The following is a 17,328-nucleotide window of genomic DNA, read 5'->3' on the forward strand; positions in this document are numbered from 1 at the left end:
TGCCGCCGATCCAGTACCCCCGTCGCCCCGGGGGTCGCTTCGCAGGGGCGGGCTGTCCAGGATGCATCATCCGACCCCTCCGTCCGGCGCGTGGTGCGCGCAATACCGGTCGGTGACCGGCTCGGGTGCCGCGGGTCTCCGCCGCCCCCGGCCTTCTGTTCTGGTCTCCGTCATGTCCCCTCCGGACCATCGTCGTCTCGCGGGCGTCGCGCCGCGATGCCCGCGGAATTGGGACGGCGCCCCGTCCGGTCCGGTTCCGGACCCCGCGGGCCGGACGCGGCGACACGCGGCGGGCGGGCTCCGGGCGGGACCGGGGTGGGGCAGACTGGGCGCCATGGCGGGCAGGCAGAGCGCGGGGATCCTTCTCTTCCGCGAGCGTGACGGGCAGGCGGAAGTCCTCTTGGCGCACATGGGCGGCCCGTTCTGGGCGCGGCGCGACGCCGGGGCGTGGTCGCTGCCCAAGGGCGAACCCGAGCCCGGTGAGGAGCCCGAGGCCACCGCCCGCCGGGAGTTCCAGGAGGAGCTGGGCCTGCCGGTGCCCGAGGGCGACCTCGCCGGCCTGGGCACCGTGCGCCAGTCCGGCGGCAAGACGGTGACGGCGTGGGCGCTGCGCGGCGACCTGGATCCGGGGCGGATCTCCCCCGGCACCTTCGAGATGGAGTGGCCGAGGGGCTCCGGGCGGACCCGGAGCTTCCCCGAGATCGACCGCGTGGCGTGGTTCGGCCTCGCCGAGGCGGCGGAGAAGATCGTCACCGGCCAGCGGCCGTTCCTCGACCGCCTGGCCGACCATCTGGACCGCCCGGCGGGGTGACGGCCAGGGCCGCGCGTCCCGGCGGGATGACCGCGCGTCCCGTCGGCGCCCCTACTCCTTCACGGCCCCCGACAGCAGGCCGCTGATGAACCGGCGCTGGAGGAAGACGTAGAGCACCATCAGCGGCAGGGCCACCAGGACCGCCGCCGCGGCGGTGACGCCGGTGTCGGCGGCCCGGGTATTGCCCGCGAAGAAGGACAGGGCCAGCGGCGCGGTCTGGACATCGGGGTTGTCGGGCACCAGGACGAGCGCGAGCAGGAAGTCGTTCCAGGTATAGAGGAAGACCAGGAGCGCGAGCGTCGACACGGCGGGCGCGGCGGTGGGCAGCAGGACCCGGGTGAGGGTCTGGAACCGGGTCGCACCGTCGATGGCCGCGGCCTCGGGGAGGGCGCGCGGGAGCCCGGAGAAGAAGGTGTGCATCCAGAAGGTGCCGAGCGACACCGACAGCCCGATCTGCGGGAGGATCAGCGCCCACGGGGTGTTGACGAGCCCCCAGTCGAGCATTTGCAGGTAGAGCGGGATGACCACGCCCTCGTAGGGCAGGACCAGGCCGATCAGCAGGACGCCGAGGATCAGGCCGGAGAAGGGGACGTTCAGGCGGGCCAGTGCGTAGCCCGACAGCACCGACAGGGCCACGGCGACCACGACCACCGTGGTCGCGACGAAGGCGCTGGAGACCAGCGCGGAGTCGAACCGGGCGAAGTCCCACGCCGTCACGAAGTTGGCGAAGGTGAGGCTGCGCGGCATGCCCAGCGAGGTCGGCCGCGCGTCGGGGGTGCTCAGCGCCAGGAAGAGGACGGCGAGCGCGGGGTAGAGCGCGATGACCGTGGCGAGCACGAGCAGGAGGCGGCTGATCGCCGCTTCGCGGCGGGATCTCATCGGCGCGCCCCCTTGGCGTCGTCCTTGGACCGGAGCAGGAAGAGGACCAGGCCGGTGACCGCGAGGATCAGCACCGTGAGCAGCACGGAGATGGCGGCGGCCTCGCCGTAGTCGCGGGTGGTGAAGGCCGCCCGGTAGATGAACACGCTCGGGACGGTGGTGGAGGTGCCCGGGCCGCCCGATGTCGTGTTCCACACGATGTCGAAGTTGCGCAGCGCGTAGGTGATGGTCAGGACGAGCGCGAAGGAGATCTCGCGGCGCAGCCCCGGCAGGGTCACCGTGAAGAACTCGCGGACGGCGCCGGCCCCGTCGATGCGGGCGGCCTCGTACAGCTCGGCCGGGATGCGCTGGGCGCCGGCCATGAACAGCACCATGCACAGCCCGTACATCACCCACGTGCCGATGAGGCCGACGCTGGGCAGCGCGGTGGCGAACTCGCCCAGCCACGCGCGGGTCACCCCGTCGAGCCCGATGAGCCGGAGGACGCCGTTGACGGGGCCGTCGATGGCGTACATCGACCGCCAGGTGACGGCGACCACGACGCCGGGCAGGATCTGCGGGACGAACAGCGCGGCGCGGAAGAACGTGAGCCCGTAGATGCGCACGCGCGCCATGAGCGCGGTCAGCCCCAGGCCGATCGCGGTGGGCAGGGCCGCGTAGAAGACCACGAACACCAGGGAGTTGCGCAGCGCGCCGACGATCTCGGGGTCGCCGACGGCGTCGACGTAGTTGCCGGCGCCCACCCAGGTCGCCTGCGTGACCCCGTCCCAGTCCCACAGGCTCAACCAGAAGGCCTGGCCGAGGGGGTAGAGGACGAAGAACGCGAAGACGGTGAAGGCGGGGACGACGTAGAGCAGCCCGGCCCAGTTCCGCGCGGGCCGGAGGGCGGCGCGGGGGCGCGCGGGGGCTCCCGCGGGGGAACGCCGGCCGCGCGGTGGGGGACCGGCCTCGTCGGCTGCTGGGCCGGACAGAGGTTTCGGCCGGACCCGGATGGCGCACATGGGGAAGGAAGATATTGCACCTTCGGGTTGGCGGTCCACACCTCCGGGAGGATGCGGGACGAGATCACCCAAATGGATTTGCGGAAACGCAAATCCTTTTGGCTTTCGGTCACGGATAAAGTCACACTCATGAGCGGAGAGCGATCGACGGTGAATGCGGGGGCGTCACCCCAGCGCACGTGGGTGCGCAAACGCGGGATCCGCGCTTCGCGGCGGCTCTGGAGGGCCGGGCCGGCCGCCGGAAATCGGCTGTCCGGTTTGTATGCTTATGATGCCCAGTGGGGTTCTTGGCGCCTCGTGTGTACTTCTTTGTAACGATTTCGATATTTCCGGCAATTAGGGCATCTTAGGTTTGAAGGCTATCGTCGCTCACTGTTATGAAGTCGAACCCCGCTATCTCGATTCCGTGCCGTCTCCTTCGCCCCCTGGAGGTACCAGATGCATGCCCCCGACCCGAGATTCCGGAGTGACACACCCAAGCTCCGAGCGCGCCGGGTCCCCTTTGCGGCGCTCGGAGCCGTGCTCGCGACGGGACTCGTCGCCACCGCGTGCGGCGCCCCCGGCGGCGCCGAGCAGACCGGCCCCTACCAGCTGACCGCTGAGGAGACCGTCGACCAGCCCTTCACCCCGGAGGAGGTCGCGGAGCTCGGCGACATCACCCTGCGGGTGTGGGCCGACCAGAACGAGCAGGGCACCCTCGAAGAGCTGATCCCCGCCTATGAGGAGGCCTACCCCAACGTCACGGTCGAGCCCACCTACAAGAGCTTCGACGACCTGATGAACACCGTGGTCCCGGCGCTTCAGGCGGGCGGCGGCGACGCGCCCGACCTCGTCCAGGGCAACCAGGGCTACTCGGTCGACGGCGCGCTGGTGCAGGGCGGGCTGATCCGGCCCATGGACGACATCGCCGAGGCCTACGGCTGGACCGACGGTGTCAGCCCGTCCTTCCTCGCCTCGATGAGCTGGGACGAGACCGGCATGCGGTTCGGCCAGGGCACCCTGTACGGCATCAGCCCCGTGACCCAGCTGGTCAGCGTCTTCTACAACAAGGACATCCTGGCCGCCGCCAACGTGGCGCCCCCGGAGACCTTCGAGGACATGGAGGCCGCCCTCGAAGCCGTGAAGGAGCAGGGCGAGCAGCCGATCATCATGGGCAACGCCGAGCAGTACCCGGCGTTCCAGCTGTACGGCGTCATCCAGGGCGCCTACAGCGAGCCGCTGGGCCTCACCGAGTGGATCAACGGGACCACCGGCGCCGACTTCGTCAACGAGGGCAACCTCCAGGCCGCCGACAAGCTCGTCGAGTGGGAGGAGAACGGCTACATCCAGGACGGCTACAACGGCCTGGCCGAGGCCGACGCCGTGACGAACTTCGCCGAAGGCGACGGCGCCTTCCTCATCGGCGGCGACTGGAACGCCGAGGCGCTGGTCGCGGCCGACGCGGAGAACGTCGGGTTCATCCCCCCGCCCACCGGTGAGAGCGGCGGCCACGTCACCCAGGGCGGGTCGGGCCTGCCGTGGCACATCAACTCCCAGACCGAGAACCTGCCGGCCGCCGCCGCGTTCCTGGCGATGCAGCAGGACCCGGAGTTCGCGCAGACCCTGGCCGACATCGGGCGTATCCCGGTCACCTCCCCCGATGTCGAGGGGACGACCCCGCTCGCGCAGGAGACCATCGACGCCGCCAACGCGCTGATGGCCGACGACGGGCAGATCGGCTACCTCGACTGGGCGACCGACACCATGTACGACACCCTCGCCGCCGAGACCCAGGAGCTCCTGGACGGGCGTAAGAGCACGGACGAGTTCCTCAGCAACGTACAGACGGACTGGAGGCAGTTCCAGACCGAGCACAACGAGCAGGGATCGGAGTCCGGCTCCGACGGGTAGCAGCCCAAGGCTCCGGGGAGGGGTGTGCGGCCGCGGCCGCACACCCCTCCCCCGCGCCGTCCGCGGCACCCTGCGCCGGCGGCGGGGCGCGGCCGCCGGCCGCGCTCGTCAGCCCTGCACGAGCCCGTCGAGGTAGGTCCAGGCCCCGTCGTGCCGCAGGAAGCGGCTGTCCTCCCGAAGCTCGCCCTCGCCGCCGCCGTCGCGGTAGACCGCGCGGAAGGAGACGGTGCCCTCCGTGTGGAACGCGGTGCCGTCGCCCACGCCGATGATCTCCAGCCGCAGCCAGCGCAGCCCGGGGTCGAGGTCGAGGCTCCGGGGGCGGGTGCGCGGATGCCAGGTCCGCAGCAGGTAGCCGGCGTCGCCCACCGCGAAGGCGCTATAGCGCGAGCGCATCAGCCGCTCGGCGGTGGGGGCGGCGGCCTCTCCCCGGTGCAGCGGGCCGCAGCAGCCGCCGTAGCCGGCCGGGGATCCGCAGGGGCAGGGTGCGGCCGCGGTGCGCGGCCGCGCGCGGTCGGAGCGTTTGGACATGTCCCCGATTGTGCCCCCGTCCGCGCGCGGATGCGCCGCCGCCCACGGGAAGGCCCACACGGGGCAGGGCGTATCACCAGGTCAATAGCTGTATACAGGCGAGGACATCGGTCGATGCACCGCGCGGAACATCGGTGCGGTACCGTTCTTTCGCGCAGCCGGAGCATTCCGGACATGCAGCACCAAGAAGCACGGAACGGGATCCACCACGCGGCGGACGGGGCGGGGCGATGATGGCCGAGGCCACGAGCAAGACCGAAGGCGTGTACCGGCTGCTCAAGAGCGAGATCGAGAACCTCACGCTGCGGCCGGGCACGCGGCTGAGCGAGGTGGTCGTGGCCGACCGCATCGGGGCCTCGCGCACGCCGGTCCGCGAGGCGATCCGCCGCCTGGCACGCGAAGGCCTGGTGCGGTTCACACCGGGCGAAGTCGCCCAGGTGGCGCCGGTGTCGCTCGGCGGGGTCCGCACGCTCTTCGAGTTCCGGATGGTCCTCGAACCCGCCGCGATAGCGATGATCACCCGCGACGGCGCCGCCGCCCCGGAGCTGATCGAGCCCTTCCGCGACCTGCTCGGCGGGTTCGAGCGGGTCGAAGCGCGGCTGCCCGGCGCGGGACGCGACGCGCTCGCCGCGGACTTCTCCGCGCTCACCGAGCGGTTCGACCAGGCCCTCATCGCCGCCACGCACAACGAACCCCTCGCCAAGACCATCGCCGACCAGCAGGGGCAGATGGTGCGCCTGCGCAGGATCGCCCGCACCGACCCCGACCAGTTCGCCACGTCGCTGCGCGAGCACCTGCGCATGTGCCGGGCGGTCCTGGACGGCGACCCGGGCGCCGCCGCCGACGAGGTCACCCGCCACCTGGACCGGGCACTGCACACGATCCTCAACGCGCTGGCGCGCGACGCGGCCCTGCCCGCGGCCGTCGATGTCCACATCTAGCCGAGGGGGCGGCGTGACCTGCGAAGACGACCCGCGAAGAGCGGTCCGGCATGCGTGACCGGGCCGCGGGGACGCACTGGCTGGGGTGGCTGCTGGTCAGCGTGGTCTGCACGCAGACCGCGCTCAACACCGCCCGGCCGCTGCTGTCCTACAAGGCGATCGCCCTCGGCGGCGACGCGCTCGCGATCGGGCTTATCACCTCCGCCTACGCACTGCTCTCGCTGGCGGTGGCCGTCCCGCTGGGGCGGCTGACGGACCGGGTGACCCGCATGCACGGGATCGTGCTCGCGGGAACGGCGCTGCTCGTGGCCGCGCCGCTGCTCCTGGCGGCGGCGCCCTCTCTGTTCCTGGTGGGGGTGGCCGGGACGGTGCTCGGGTTCGGCCACATCGTCGTGATGATCGCCGGGCAGGCGCTCATCGCCCACCGTTCCGCCGAACAGCACCTGGACCGCGACTTCGGCTGGTTCACCGCCGCCACCTCGCTGGGCCAGCTGACGGGCCCGCTGATCGCCGGGTTCGTGCTGGGCGAGGCGCGCGGAACGGCCCTCACGGGGCCCATCACCGAGGCGCTGGCCATCTCGGCGGCGGCAGCGGCGTGCGGCCTCGTCGGCGTCGCGGGGCTGGCGCGGGGCGGCCGGCGGGCGCCGGGGAGCGCGCCGCGCACCGCACCGGGGCCGCGGGCCCCGGTGCCCGTCACGGCGCTGCTCCGGCGCCCGGGGGTCCCGGCCGGGCTGTTCGTCAGCCTGGCGCTGCTGGCCTCCGTGGACCTGCTCACCGCCTACCTGCCGCTGATCGCCGACGAGCGGGGGATCGCCCCGTCGGTGACCGGCCTCCTGCTCGGGGTCCGGGCGGGCTTCTCCCTGCTGTCGCGGCTGCTGCTGTCCCGGCTGCTGGCCCACTGGTCGCGGCGGGCGCTGGTCGTGGCCAGCACGCTGGGCTCGGCCGGGGCCCTGGTGGCGATGACCCTGCCCGTGGGAGAGGACCCGTGGGTGCTGGCGGGCGCGCTCGCCTTCGGCGGGTTCCTCCTCGGGATCGGCCAGCCCTTGACCATGACGATCGTGGTCCGCGCCGTTCCCGACGACGCCCGCAGCACGGCGCTCGCGCTGCGGCTGTGGGCCAACCGCTTCGGCCAGGTGGCCCTTCCGGCCGCGGCGGGCCTGGTGGCGGCCTCGCTGGGCGCGACCGGGGCGCTCTGGTTCGCCGGCGCCGTCCTGGCCGCTGCGGCGGGCACGGCCCGCCTGTCCCGGAGTCCCTGACCGCGGGGCCGATCGGCGCGGGCCCGGCCGGCGCAGGGCCACCCGCCTTCACCGGCCCTTTGTGACCACCCTTGACGATGTGAGTGTAACGGGTGATACATTCCATCGCGTGACGAACAGTGCTGCGGACCCGCCGTGGATCATCCTCGTGAGCAAGCTGCCCGCACAGCCGTCCCGGCACCGCGTGGCGGTCTGGCGGGAGCTGCGCAAGATCGGCGCGCTCTCGCTCGGGCAGGGCGTCTGGGCGGTCCCCGACGTTCCGGCGGTCGCCGACGGGCTGGCGCGCGCGGTCGAGCTGACCGAGCGGCCAGGGGGCCAGGCGGTGACGCTGGTGGCCTCCGGGCGCGGGCCCGAGGACTCCGCGCGCTTCCGGGACCTGTTCACCGCGGCGCGGTCGGCGGAGTGGGCGGAGTTCCTGGCCGACTGCGGCAAGTACGAAGAGGAGCTGGCCAAGGAGATCCGCATCGCCAAGTTCACCCTCGCCGAGCTCGAGGAGGAGGAACAGAGCCTGGAGCGGCTGCGGCGCTGGCACCGCGACCTCACGGCCCGCGACGTGTTCGGGGCGCCCGAGGCGGAACAGGCGGGTGAGCGGCTGAAGGAGTGCACCGCCGCCTGCGAGGACTACGCCCAGCGGGTGTTCGACGCCCTGCACGGTACGCCGCGGGAGACGTCGTGACATCGCTCCAGGACGCGCCCGCCGCGCCGCGCACGCGGATGTGGCCGCTGTACGCCGCGGGGTTCACCACCGCCTTCGGCGCCCACGGCATCGCCGCCAACCTCGGCGGGTTCTCCGACGACGCGGTCACCTCGCTGCTGGTCCTGGGCGGCCTGCTCGCCCTGTACGACGGCGCCGAGGTGGTGCTCAAGCCGCTCTTCGGCACGCTCGCCGACCGGATCGGGGCCCGCCCGCTGCTGCTGGGCGGGCTGGTCGCCTTCGCCGCCGCTTCGGCGCTGTACCTGGTGGCCGACGGCCCGGGCTGGCTGTGGGCGGCGCGCTTCGGCCAGGGCGCGGCCGCCTCCGCGTTCTCCCCGGCGGCCTCGGCCCTGGTCGCACGGTTGAACGGGGCCTCCGGCCTCGGCCGGGCGTACGGCTCCTACGGCTTCTACAAGTCCCTCGGCTACACGCTGGGCCCGCTGCTCGGCGGGGTCCTCGTGTGGGCCGGAGGTCTGGGCCTGCTCTTCGCCGTGCTGGGTGTGCTCGGGGTGGCGGTCGCGGTCTGGGCGGCGCTGGCGGTGCCCGTCGTGCCCCCGCTGCCGAAGACCCGGCAGACGGTGCTGGACCTGGCCCGGCGGCTGGCCGACCCCGCGTTCCTCGCCCCGACCGCGGCGCTGGCCGGGGCGACGGCGGCGCTGTCGGTGGGGGTGGGGTTCCTGCCCGTCTCCGGGGCGGCGGCGGGGCTGGGACCGGTGGCCACCGGCGCCGCGGTCTCCGTGCTCGCGGGCTGCGCCGCACTGGTCCAGCCCCGGACCGGGCGCGCGCTGGACGCCGGGCGGATCACGGTGCGCGGCGGCCTCGTCGCCGGGCTGCTGATCACGGCGGCCGGGCTGGGGTGCGCGGTGCTGCCGGGCGTGGCCGGCGTGGTGTCGGGCGCCGCGCTGATCGGCGTGGGCACCGGCGTGATCACCCCGCTCGGCTTCGCCGCCCTCGCCGCATCGACCCCCACCGAGCGCCTGGGCCAGACGATGGGCGCCGCCGAACTCGGCCGCGAACTCGGCGACGCGGGAGGCCCGCTGCTGGTCGCCGCTATAGCCACCGCCGTCGGCCTCACCTTCGGCTTCGGCACCCTCGCCGCCCTGCTCGCCCTGGGCCCGATCATCCTCCTCACCACCCGCCGCCGCCCGGCCCCCACATCGGAGATCTAGCCCTCCGCCCGCGCCACCTCCGGCGGCACACCGGGGGTGGCGCGCGGCGCGGCACGCAGGAGCCGGGCGGCGAAAAGGGCGTACCAGCCGAAGCCGGTGAGCTGGCTGATCCGCTGCCACAACCCGTGCCCGCTGCCGGAGAGGGTGTCCATGTCGAAACCCTGGGCGGCGATGTAGAGCGTCACCGGGGTCAGGATCCCGGCCGCGAGGGTGACAAGGGTCCACCCCCACCCCTCGCTGCGGACGGCCGACCGGAGGGCGGCCAGCAGGATGGCCGCGGTCAGCGCCGCCCAGGTCGGCAACAGGTTGAGGTTGTGGATCCATCCGTGCAGCGTGGGCTCGGCCGGCGGGGCGGTGCCGAGCGGGAAGCCCGGATTCGGATCGGTGACGAAGACCCCGGCGACGATCAGGCCGAACCCGACGTAGCCGGTGAGGACCGGGATCGCGGCGGCTCCCCGGCCGGTGCCCAGCGCCCGGCGCACGCCGACGGCGAAGGCGATCGTCAGCGCGCCCGTGACGACGAAGTTGGTGATCTGCACCCACCCCAGCGGCCCGTTGGCGAGTTCGCTGCCCCAGCGGTTCCACGGGTCGTATCCGGGCGCCAGTCCGCCCAAGCCGAGGATGACCCCGACGAACAGCAGAGGGGCGAACCCGCAAGCCAGAAGGGCACGGGTCGACCGGATGACGGGCATCATCGTCTCCTTATCATCGCTAAATTCCTTAGCGCCGATAAGCTATGTCGGCGGTGCTAGGGTGTCAAGCTGTGGGAGGCAGAACGGCATCGCGCCGTACCGGGCTCGACCGGGCCACCGTCGCCGCGACCGCGCTCACGCTGCTCGACGACGTCGGGCTCGACGGACTGACCGTGCGCCGCCTGGCCGCTGAGCTGGGCGTGCAGTCACCGGCGCTGTACTGGCACTTCCGCGACAAGCAGGAACTCCTCGACCTGATGGCGCAGGAGCTCCAGGCCGCGCTGCCCCTCGCCCCGCGCCGCGACGACGAACCCTGGCCGCAGTGGGTCGCCCGGCGCGCCCGGGAACGCCGTCGGCTGCTGCTGTCCCGACGCGACGGCGCACGGCTGGTCGCCGGGACCGCCGCCGGACCCGCGATCGCCCTCCAAGCCGAGGCCGAGCTGCGCACACTCGCCGACGCCGGGTTCAGCCCGGTGCAGGCCCTGCGCGCGATCACCGCCATCGGGCACTACACCACCGGGTTCGTGATGGAGGAGCAGTCCGCCGGACAGCGGCGTCGCCCACCGGAAGGCCCCACCGCCCCGGAAGCCCCGGACGGGCCGCCCCCGGACGCCGGCGCGACGCCCACACTCATGGCGGCCATCCGCGACGGCGGCCCGCCCGAGGGCGACGAGGCGTTCGAACAGGGCCTGTGGATGCTCATCGACGGCATGCGCGCGCTCCTGGAACGCTCCGCCGCCGGGGCCGCGCCGGACGGGGCCCCCGGCTCCGAGCGGCGGACACGCACATCTCCACCTGCCCGATGACCAGGAGCTTCGTTCCATGACCCAGCCTCCGGAGCCGACCGGCGATCCGGTCCGCCAGAACGTCGAGTTCCCCAGCGCGGGCGCCACCGCCCACGGCTACCTCGCCCTGCCGCCGGACGGCAGCGGGCCGGGCGCGATCCTGATCCAAGAGTGGTGGGGGCTCAACGACCACATCGCCGATGTCGCCGAGCGCCTGGCGGCGGAGGGCTTCGTGGTCCTCGCGCCCGACCTGTACGGCGGGAACGTCGCCCACGACTCCGACGAGGCGCGGCGGATGATGCGGGAGCTGCCGGTGGCGCGCGGCGTCGAGCTGCTGTCCGGCGCGGTGGACTACCTCGTGTCGCGCCCCGAGGTCACCTCGTCGGCCATCGGCGCCGTCGGCTTCTGCTTGGGCGGCGGCTTCGTGCTGTACCTGGCCGCCGTCGAGCCGCGCGTGGTCGCGGCCGTCCCGTTCTACGGCGTGATCCAGGGCGAGCTGCCCGACTTCTCGGGCCTGGCGGCCGAGGTGCTCGGCCACTTCGGCGACCAGGACGCCGCCATCCCCGCCGCCGCCCGGGAGCGGCTGCACCAGGCCATCACCGACCAGTCCGGCATCGAGCCCGAGCTGCGCGTCTACCCGGCCGGCCACGCGTTCTTCAACGACGCGCGGCCCTCCTACCACCGCGAATCCGCCGAAAGCGCCTGGGCGAGCACCCTCGACTTCCTGCGGCGGCGGCTCGGCTGAGACGGGCTCGATTGCCCTGCTGGGGGATCTCCGGCGGCTCGGCCGAGGCTCTCCGGCGGCGGCGCCGAGGCGGACACGCCACGGCCCCGTCCGTCCACGCCATCGCGCGGTCGGACGGGGCCGGTGCGCGGTGCGCCATCACCCCGGGCCTATCAGGCGCAACCGGATCAGGCGCAGTTGTGGGCCGCGCTGGTGCTGGAGGCGATCACGACGTCGATGCCCCCGGGACCGGTCAGGTGGGCGGCGTTGACGGTCAGCTCCCCGTCCTCCTCCACCTGCTCATTGACGACGAGCCGGGTACCCGCGACACCCAGGTCGATATCGACGTTGGGCGCATCACCGATCTCGACCGGCGTCCCCGCCACCGTCAGCGTGAGATCGACGCTGCCGGACTGCTCCTCACAGGAGCTGGTGGACGTCGCCTCCACCCCCGAGATCCCCAGTACCGGCAGCCCAGGAAGGCCGATGGAGGCCTCCTCCAGGCTCGCGGTGGACGTGACACCGCTCGGCCCCGTCTGGGTGGCCACCTCGGCGCAGAGCACGTCCGCGTTCACCAGAATCGCGCCGACACTCTGAGCGCACTCGGGAGCCTCGGTCTCCTCCCCCGCCGTACGCACCTCACCCGTGTCCGGCGTTGGGTCGATCGAAATCGGCAGCCCGAGCAAGGGAACGTCTGCCGACAGGCCATAGGCCTGACCCGTCACGTACTCCAACGGCAGAGCTCCGGAGTCTTCCGACGCGGCATACTCATCGTCACCCGCGAACGCCGCCGACACCGGAACGGTGCCCTCATCGTTCAAAGGTTGTTCCACGAACTCGATCGAGCAGCTCGCAAGCCCCTCCGCGTTGGTATCGCCCGAGCACTGTTGCTCGCTTTCGTCCGATCCAAGGACGAAGTCCACCTGCCGCCCCTCAACGGGATCGTCGCTCTCGTCGGTCAGCACGGCCGACAACTCCGCCGGCGACCCGTTGGCCACCGACTCGGGGCCCGCGCCCTCCAGCGTCGTCTCAACCGGCTCCGGAGGCTCCGGAGGCTCCGGCGGGTCCGGCGGGTCGGGGTCTTCGCCGTCGTCGCCGCAGTTGGTACTCGTAACCGGGGTGCGGCCGTAGTAGGGAATCTCCTCGCCGTCGAGAACGACCCGGACGGGTTCGCCGCTCAGCTGCTGCTCATAATGCAGGTGGGGCCCAGTGGTGTCACCTGTGTTTCCCGCTGTGCCGATGATGTCTCCCTGGCCAACACTGTCCCCCACGGAGACGCTCTGGGAGTCGAGGTGGGCGTACAGCGTGGAGTAATCCCCCTCGTGGTCGATGACGATCCACCTGCCGTAGCTTTCCTGGCCTTCGTCCTCTACCCTCGCCACGGTCCCATCGGCACTGGAGCGCACATTCTGCCCCACGATGTCGGCGTCCTGGAAGTCGACGGAAGGTTCGGGATTGTGGTCGGAGTAGGTGACGGCCTCCCATTCGACATCACAGTCGAACGGCGCCAGGAAGTCCTCCGGAAGGGCCAGAGGTGCGTTGTCCGGCGGGGGTTCCGCATGCGCGGTTCCCATTGATGCGGTGGTGAGAACCGCGGCCGTGAGCAGTGACGTCAGTGCCGCTCCGGTGCGTCTGTGTCGTGTGTGAAGAATGGGATTATGAGAACGTAGCGGGGGAATGGTCCACTCCTCGGTCGGGTCCGCACAGCCTGGCGTGCGGCCGTGGACTCACCAGGCTTCCAAGGAGTGACCGAAAAGTCGTTGGCGCTGCGTTCCCGATTTCTTGACAATGCGTGCGCTCCGAAGCAAAAACCGGCCCGCGGGTTTCAGCGCGGAAATTCCGCTTCCGTTGCCGCCTCAGCGTTCCAGGGTTTCGAGTTCGGTGTAGATCGCGCTCTCCTGCTCCAGTGCGGCGATGTCCCCGCGCTTGCGGGGATGGGGATGGGTGTTGGGGATGACCCGGTGCACGCGGCCGGGGCGGGGGGACAGCAGGACGATGCGGTCGGCCAGGTACACCGCCTCGCCGACGTCGTGGGTGACGAACACGATCGTCGTGCGCTCGTGTTCGCGGATGCGCAGGAGGTCGGCCTGCAACTGGATGCGGGTCAGGTGGTCGACGGCGCCGAACGGCTCGTCCATCAGCAGGACCTGCGGCGACGTCGCCAGCGCACGGGCGATGCCCGCCCGTTGGCGCATCCCGCCGGAGAGGTGGTGGGGGTACTTCCGCTCGAACCCCTCCAGGCCGACGAGGGAGAGGTTCTCCGCGGCGGCCGCGCGCCGGCGCTCCTTGGGTACGCCCTGGATCTCCAGGCCCAGGGCGACGTTGTCGAGGACCGTCCGCCACGGGTACAGCGACGGGTCCTGGAAGACGACCCCGATGCGGCGGCTGCCGGGCCCGGTCAGCGGTTCCCCGCCGAAGGCGACGGTGCCGGTGTCGGGTTCCTGGAGCCCCGCGAGGATCTCCAGCAGCGTGCTCTTGCCGCATCCGCTCGGCCCCAGCAGGCAGACGAGCTCGCCCTCCTCCACGGTGAGGCCCACGTCGTCGAGGGCGCGCACCGGCGGGGAGCCCGGGTAGGTCTTGGAGACCGCTGTGACGTCGAAGACGGCCATGTCAGCTCCCCTGCCCGGCGGGGTCGTCCCCGCCTTCGGTGCCGGTGAACTCGTAGTCGAACGGCTTGACGTACTCCTCGGGGATGAACCGCTCGTCGATGTGGGCCTCGGCGTCGTAGAGGCCGTCCTGGTGACCGACTTCGATCTCGATCTCCTGGGTGTCCCGGATCGCCTCGCGGTCGATGGCGGGGTTGGCGTCCCAGATCGGGTCCTCGGCCTCGATGGCCGCCTCGACCGCGTCGCCGTCGATGGTGTCGAGCTGCTCCTTCAGCCACGGCAGGTACTCGTCGTAGTGCTCCTTGGCGTAGGTGTAGGAGCGGAAGTACGCCTCAAGGCCGTTGCGGAGCAGCTCGGGGTCGGACTCGATGGTGGACTCGCCGGCGATGAGGACGCCCGTGTGGTAGGTCGGCAGGTACTCCCAGCCGCGGGCGAGGGTGACCGTCTCGCCCTCCAGCTCGCCCAGCGCGGGGAAGGGCTGGTGGATGATCGTGGCGTCGACCTGCCCCGTGGTGAGCGCGCCGTAGGCCTGTTCGTGGACCCCGGCGTTGACGAGGGTGACGTCCTCGTCGGGGTCGAGCCCCTCCTCCTGGAGGATGTGGCGCAGCACGGTGTCCAGGTTGCTGCCGTCGGTCGAGTTGCCGACCTGCCGTCCCCGGAGGTCGTCGATGGACTCGATGTCCTTGTCGGCGATCAGCCAGTACGGCCCCTTGCTGCGGAACGCCGAGGAGATGATCTTGATGGGCACCCCCTGCTCCGCCGCCCGCAGGAACTCGCTGGTGGGGCCGAACGCGAAGGACAGGTCGCCCTGGGCGGCGCCGGTGACGGCGTCGTCGACGTTGGTGAACTCCACCTCGATCCCCGCCTCCTCGAAGAACCCCTTCTCCACGCCGAACCGGATGGGCAGCTGGGTGTAGGAGTCGCTGGCCTGGAGGGTCAGGGTCTGGAGGCCACTGTCGGACTCTCCGGCGGCCAGGCCGCACCCGGCCAGGGCCAGGGTGAGCACCGCGGCCGGGACGGCGGCTTTCGTGCGCATTGCGGTTCCGGTCATGGTCGGCCTGCCTTTCGGGGGATCGTGGTCGTGCGGGGGGTGGTCGGGGGCGATGGGGGTCAGGAGTACTTCCACCGCAGCAGGACCTTCTTCTCCAGGAGGTCGACCGCGGCGATGATGAGCACCGAGAACACGGTGATCGAGATGACCAGGCCGAACAGGCTGGGTGTGTCGTAGAGCGTGGTGGCCTCGTTGAGCATGCTGCCGAGCCCGGCCCGCGAGGCGGTGATCTCGGCGAAGAGGGCGGCGACCAGGCCGGTCCCGGCCTCCACGCGCAGCGCCGCGGCGATCGACGCCGATGCGGAGGGCAGGACGACTTTGCGGACGATCTGTCCGCGCGTGGCCCCGAAGGAGCGCGCCACCTTCAGGTGGCTCTCCTGGACCTGCTTGATCCCCGCGATCGTGTTGTAGACGAACAGGAAGTAGCAGAACAGGAAGACGATGAAGACCTTGTGGCCGATCCCGATGCCCATCCAGATCGCGAGCAGCGGGATGATCGTCACCTTCGGGATGGCCATGAGGCCGCCGATGAACGGGTTCAGGAACCGCTCCACGGGGGCCGACAGCCCCATCCAGATTCCGGTGCCCACCCCCGCCACCAGGCCCAGGAGCACCCCGGCCGTGGCTTCGAAGAGGGTGATCAGCAGGTTGCCGAACAGGTTCTGCTCGACCACCAGGTCGGGGAACGCCTCGGCGATCTGGAGCGGCGAAGCGAGGTAGACGGTCTGCACCGTGCCGCTGTCGACGAGATACTGGACCGCGCCGAGGATCGCCAGGACGACGGCGACCTGCCCGGCGATGATCGCGGCCCCGGCTCTGCGGCCCGCGGAGCGGGAACGCGGGGTGCGGGGGGCGGCGAGCCCGGCCCCGAGGGCGTCGCGACGGTCCTGCCGCCGCTCCTGCCGGTCGACGGCCATCAGCGGGCCTCCTTCACGGCGGTGCGCCGCGGCGGCACGGCCAGCCCCAGGTGGTCGCGGAACGTCGGCCCGCTGTACTCGGTGCGGAAGAGGCCGCGCCGCTGCAACTCGGGGACCACCAGTTCGGTGAACGCCTCGACGGAGCCGGGGACGTACTCGGGGAAGACGTTGAACCCGTCGGCGGCCCGCTCCTCGAACCACTCCTGGATGAAGTCGGCGACCTCCTCGGTGCTGCCGACCACGGTGCTGGAGCGGTTGCTCGTCGCGGCGTTGACCAGGTCCCGGTAGGTGATCGGGGCGGGCCCGCCGGGGGTGCGCCGGGTCAGCCGGGTGATCTCGCCGAGCCGGCGCAGGCCCTCGCCCGAGACCGCGCCGAGGGTCGCGGCCGGTACGGGGGTGTCGAGGTCGTTGCCGCGCAGGTCCACGCCGAAGACGCGGGAGGCCGCGGTGAGGTTGCGCTTGTGCCCCTCGGCGAGCCCGCCCGCGCGGATGGGTTCGCCGGCCTCCTCCTCGGGGTCGATGGCCAGCGCGGAGTTGAGCCGGTCGAAGAGCGCGACCGCCTCTTCGGTGGTCGGGGCGACCACGGGGCTGAGCCCCGGCAGGATGGCGATGTCGGCGTCGCCGCGCCCGTAACGGGCGGCCCGCGCCTTGACGTCGGCGTAGTACTCCTTGGCGAGGTCGATGGTGGGCTGCCCGGCGAAGATGACGTCGGCGTCGCGGGCGCCCAGCTCCCGGGAGCGGTCGGAGGTGCCCGCGTGCAGGACGACGACGTGGCCCTGCGGCGGGCGGCCGACGTCCAGGGGGCCGTCGACGGAGAAGAAGCGGCCCCGGTGGCCGATCGGCACGGGCCCGCCGGTGTCGTCGGCTCCGCTGTCCCACAGGTCCTTGACGACGCCGACGAACTCGTCGGCCCAGTCGTAGCGCCGTTCGGTGTCCCAGTGCCCGTCGCGGCTGAAGTTGAGCGCCGCGGCGGCGTCGGCGCCGGTAACCAGGTTCCACGAGGCCCGCCCGCCGCTGACGTGGTCCAGCGCGGCGGTGAGCCGGGCGACGCCGTAGGGGTCGTGGTAGGTGGGGTTGGCCGTGACGACGATGCCGATGTGGCTGGTCGCGGCGGCGATGGCGGAGGCCGCGGTGAAGGGTTCGAGCCGGGACATCTGGGCGGGGTTGGTGGTCTGGAGGGCCGGGTCGGTCGCCAGCCGGTCCCCCAGGAAGAGGAAGTCGAATTTGGCGCGCTCGACGATGCGGGTGATCTCCTGGATGAACCCGATGTCGTAGGCGCCGTCGGCCTTGGCATCGGGGTGGCGCCACCCGGCGGGGTGGGTTCCGGTGGCCCAGAACATCAGCCCGAAGTGCAGTTCGCGCGCGCGGGGCGCAGGGGACATGG

Annotated in this window: 17 protein-coding genes; 8 read left to right on the forward strand and 9 right to left on the reverse strand. The window is 72.1% G+C overall.

The window, feature by feature from the left end; translation table 11 throughout:
* Window positions 1-334: 334 nt before the first annotated feature.
* On the forward strand, window positions 335-811 hold the full coding sequence (locus tag ACFOVU_RS25995) for an NUDIX domain-containing protein (protein WP_378537803.1): 477 nt from the start codon (window positions 335-337) through the stop codon (window positions 809-811).
* Between the two features lie 51 nt (window positions 812-862).
* Here ACFOVU_RS25995 and ACFOVU_RS26000 read toward each other — a convergent pair whose 3' ends face one another.
* Window positions 863-1,690, reverse strand: coding sequence for a carbohydrate ABC transporter permease (locus ACFOVU_RS26000; protein ID WP_378537805.1), 828 nt, complete (start codon window positions 1,688-1,690; stop codon window positions 863-865).
* Window positions 1,687-2,691, reverse strand: coding sequence for a carbohydrate ABC transporter permease (locus ACFOVU_RS26005; protein WP_378537807.1), 1,005 nt, complete (start codon window positions 2,689-2,691; stop codon window positions 1,687-1,689). Before ACFOVU_RS26005 ends, ACFOVU_RS26000 begins: the two co-directional genes overlap by 4 nt.
* Window positions 2,692-3,210: 519 nt before the next feature.
* Here ACFOVU_RS26005 and ACFOVU_RS26010 point away from each other — a divergent pair.
* Entirely contained in the window at window positions 3,211-4,581 is a 1,371-nt protein-coding gene (locus ACFOVU_RS26010) for an ABC transporter substrate-binding protein (RefSeq protein ID WP_378537809.1), read from the forward strand.
* Window positions 4,582-4,689: 108 nt separating this feature from the next.
* Here ACFOVU_RS26010 and ACFOVU_RS26015 read toward each other — a convergent pair whose 3' ends face one another.
* Entirely contained in the window at window positions 4,690-5,109 is a 420-nt protein-coding gene (locus ACFOVU_RS26015) for a YchJ family protein (RefSeq protein WP_378537810.1), read from the reverse strand.
* 230 nt (window positions 5,110-5,339) lie between these two features.
* Between ACFOVU_RS26015 and ACFOVU_RS26020 the strand changes: the two genes are divergently transcribed.
* The 4 genes from ACFOVU_RS26020 to ACFOVU_RS26035 all read left to right on the forward strand — a co-directional run bounded on the left by ACFOVU_RS26020 (window position 5,340) and on the right by ACFOVU_RS26035 (window position 9,169).
* Complete coding sequence (locus ACFOVU_RS26020; protein WP_378537812.1) at window positions 5,340-6,050, forward strand: GntR family transcriptional regulator; 711 nt, start codon at window positions 5,340-5,342, stop codon at window positions 6,048-6,050.
* Between the two features lie 50 nt (window positions 6,051-6,100).
* Window positions 6,101-7,306: an MFS transporter gene (locus ACFOVU_RS26025; protein WP_378537814.1), complete on the forward strand. Its 1,206-nt coding sequence runs from the start codon at window positions 6,101-6,103 to the stop codon at window positions 7,304-7,306.
* 109 nt (window positions 7,307-7,415) lie between these two features.
* Entirely contained in the window at window positions 7,416-7,982 is a 567-nt protein-coding gene (locus ACFOVU_RS26030) for a Chromate resistance protein ChrB (RefSeq protein WP_378537816.1), read from the forward strand.
* On the forward strand, window positions 7,979-9,169 hold the full coding sequence (locus tag ACFOVU_RS26035; protein WP_378537818.1) for an MFS transporter: 1,191 nt from the start codon (window positions 7,979-7,981) through the stop codon (window positions 9,167-9,169). The genes ACFOVU_RS26030 and ACFOVU_RS26035 overlap by 4 nt, the downstream gene beginning before the upstream one ends.
* Here the strand turns inward: ACFOVU_RS26035 and ACFOVU_RS26040 are convergent.
* Complete coding sequence (locus ACFOVU_RS26040; RefSeq protein ID WP_378537820.1) at window positions 9,166-9,864, reverse strand: DUF998 domain-containing protein; 699 nt, start codon at window positions 9,862-9,864, stop codon at window positions 9,166-9,168. The genes ACFOVU_RS26035 and ACFOVU_RS26040 overlap by 4 nt on opposite strands.
* Before the next feature lie 68 nt (window positions 9,865-9,932).
* Between ACFOVU_RS26040 and ACFOVU_RS26045 the strand changes: the two genes are divergently transcribed.
* Both ACFOVU_RS26045 and ACFOVU_RS26050 read left to right on the forward strand, forming a co-directional pair.
* Window positions 9,933-10,667, forward strand: coding sequence for a TetR/AcrR family transcriptional regulator C-terminal domain-containing protein (locus ACFOVU_RS26045; protein ID WP_378537822.1), 735 nt, complete (start codon window positions 9,933-9,935; stop codon window positions 10,665-10,667).
* A gap of 16 nt (window positions 10,668-10,683) precedes the next feature.
* Window positions 10,684-11,391, forward strand: coding sequence for a dienelactone hydrolase family protein (locus tag ACFOVU_RS26050; protein WP_378537823.1), 708 nt, complete (start codon window positions 10,684-10,686; stop codon window positions 11,389-11,391).
* A 167-nt stretch (window positions 11,392-11,558) separates the two neighbouring features.
* Here ACFOVU_RS26050 and ACFOVU_RS26055 read toward each other — a convergent pair whose 3' ends face one another.
* The 5 genes from ACFOVU_RS26055 to ACFOVU_RS26075 form a co-directional block, all read right to left on the reverse strand.
* On the reverse strand, window positions 11,559-12,944 hold the full coding sequence (locus ACFOVU_RS26055) for a choice-of-anchor P family protein (RefSeq protein WP_378537825.1): 1,386 nt from the start codon (window positions 12,942-12,944) through the stop codon (window positions 11,559-11,561).
* A gap of 282 nt (window positions 12,945-13,226) precedes the next feature.
* A complete protein-coding gene (locus ACFOVU_RS26060; RefSeq protein WP_378537826.1) occupies window positions 13,227-13,979 on the reverse strand; it encodes an ABC transporter ATP-binding protein in 753 nt (250 codons plus the stop codon).
* 1 nt (window position 13,980) lies between these two features.
* Complete coding sequence (locus tag ACFOVU_RS26065; RefSeq protein ID WP_378537827.1) at window positions 13,981-15,027, reverse strand: ABC transporter substrate-binding protein; 1,047 nt, start codon at window positions 15,025-15,027, stop codon at window positions 13,981-13,983.
* 59 nt (window positions 15,028-15,086) lie between these two features.
* Window positions 15,087-15,944: an ABC transporter permease gene (locus tag ACFOVU_RS26070; protein ID WP_378537828.1), complete on the reverse strand. Its 858-nt coding sequence runs from the start codon at window positions 15,942-15,944 to the stop codon at window positions 15,087-15,089.
* The gene (locus tag ACFOVU_RS26075; RefSeq protein ID WP_378537829.1) at window positions 15,944-17,326 is read right to left on the reverse strand and encodes an LLM class flavin-dependent oxidoreductase; all 1,383 of its coding nucleotides are present in this window, start codon (window positions 17,324-17,326) and stop codon (window positions 15,944-15,946) included. The genes ACFOVU_RS26070 and ACFOVU_RS26075 overlap by 1 nt, the downstream gene beginning before the upstream one ends.
* Window positions 17,327-17,328 lie beyond the last annotated feature (2 nt).

The sequence above is a fragment of the Nocardiopsis sediminis genome (assembly GCF_042650565.1).
In the GTDB taxonomy this organism is placed as follows: domain Bacteria; phylum Actinomycetota; class Actinomycetes; order Streptosporangiales; family Streptosporangiaceae; genus Nocardiopsis_B; species Nocardiopsis_B sediminis.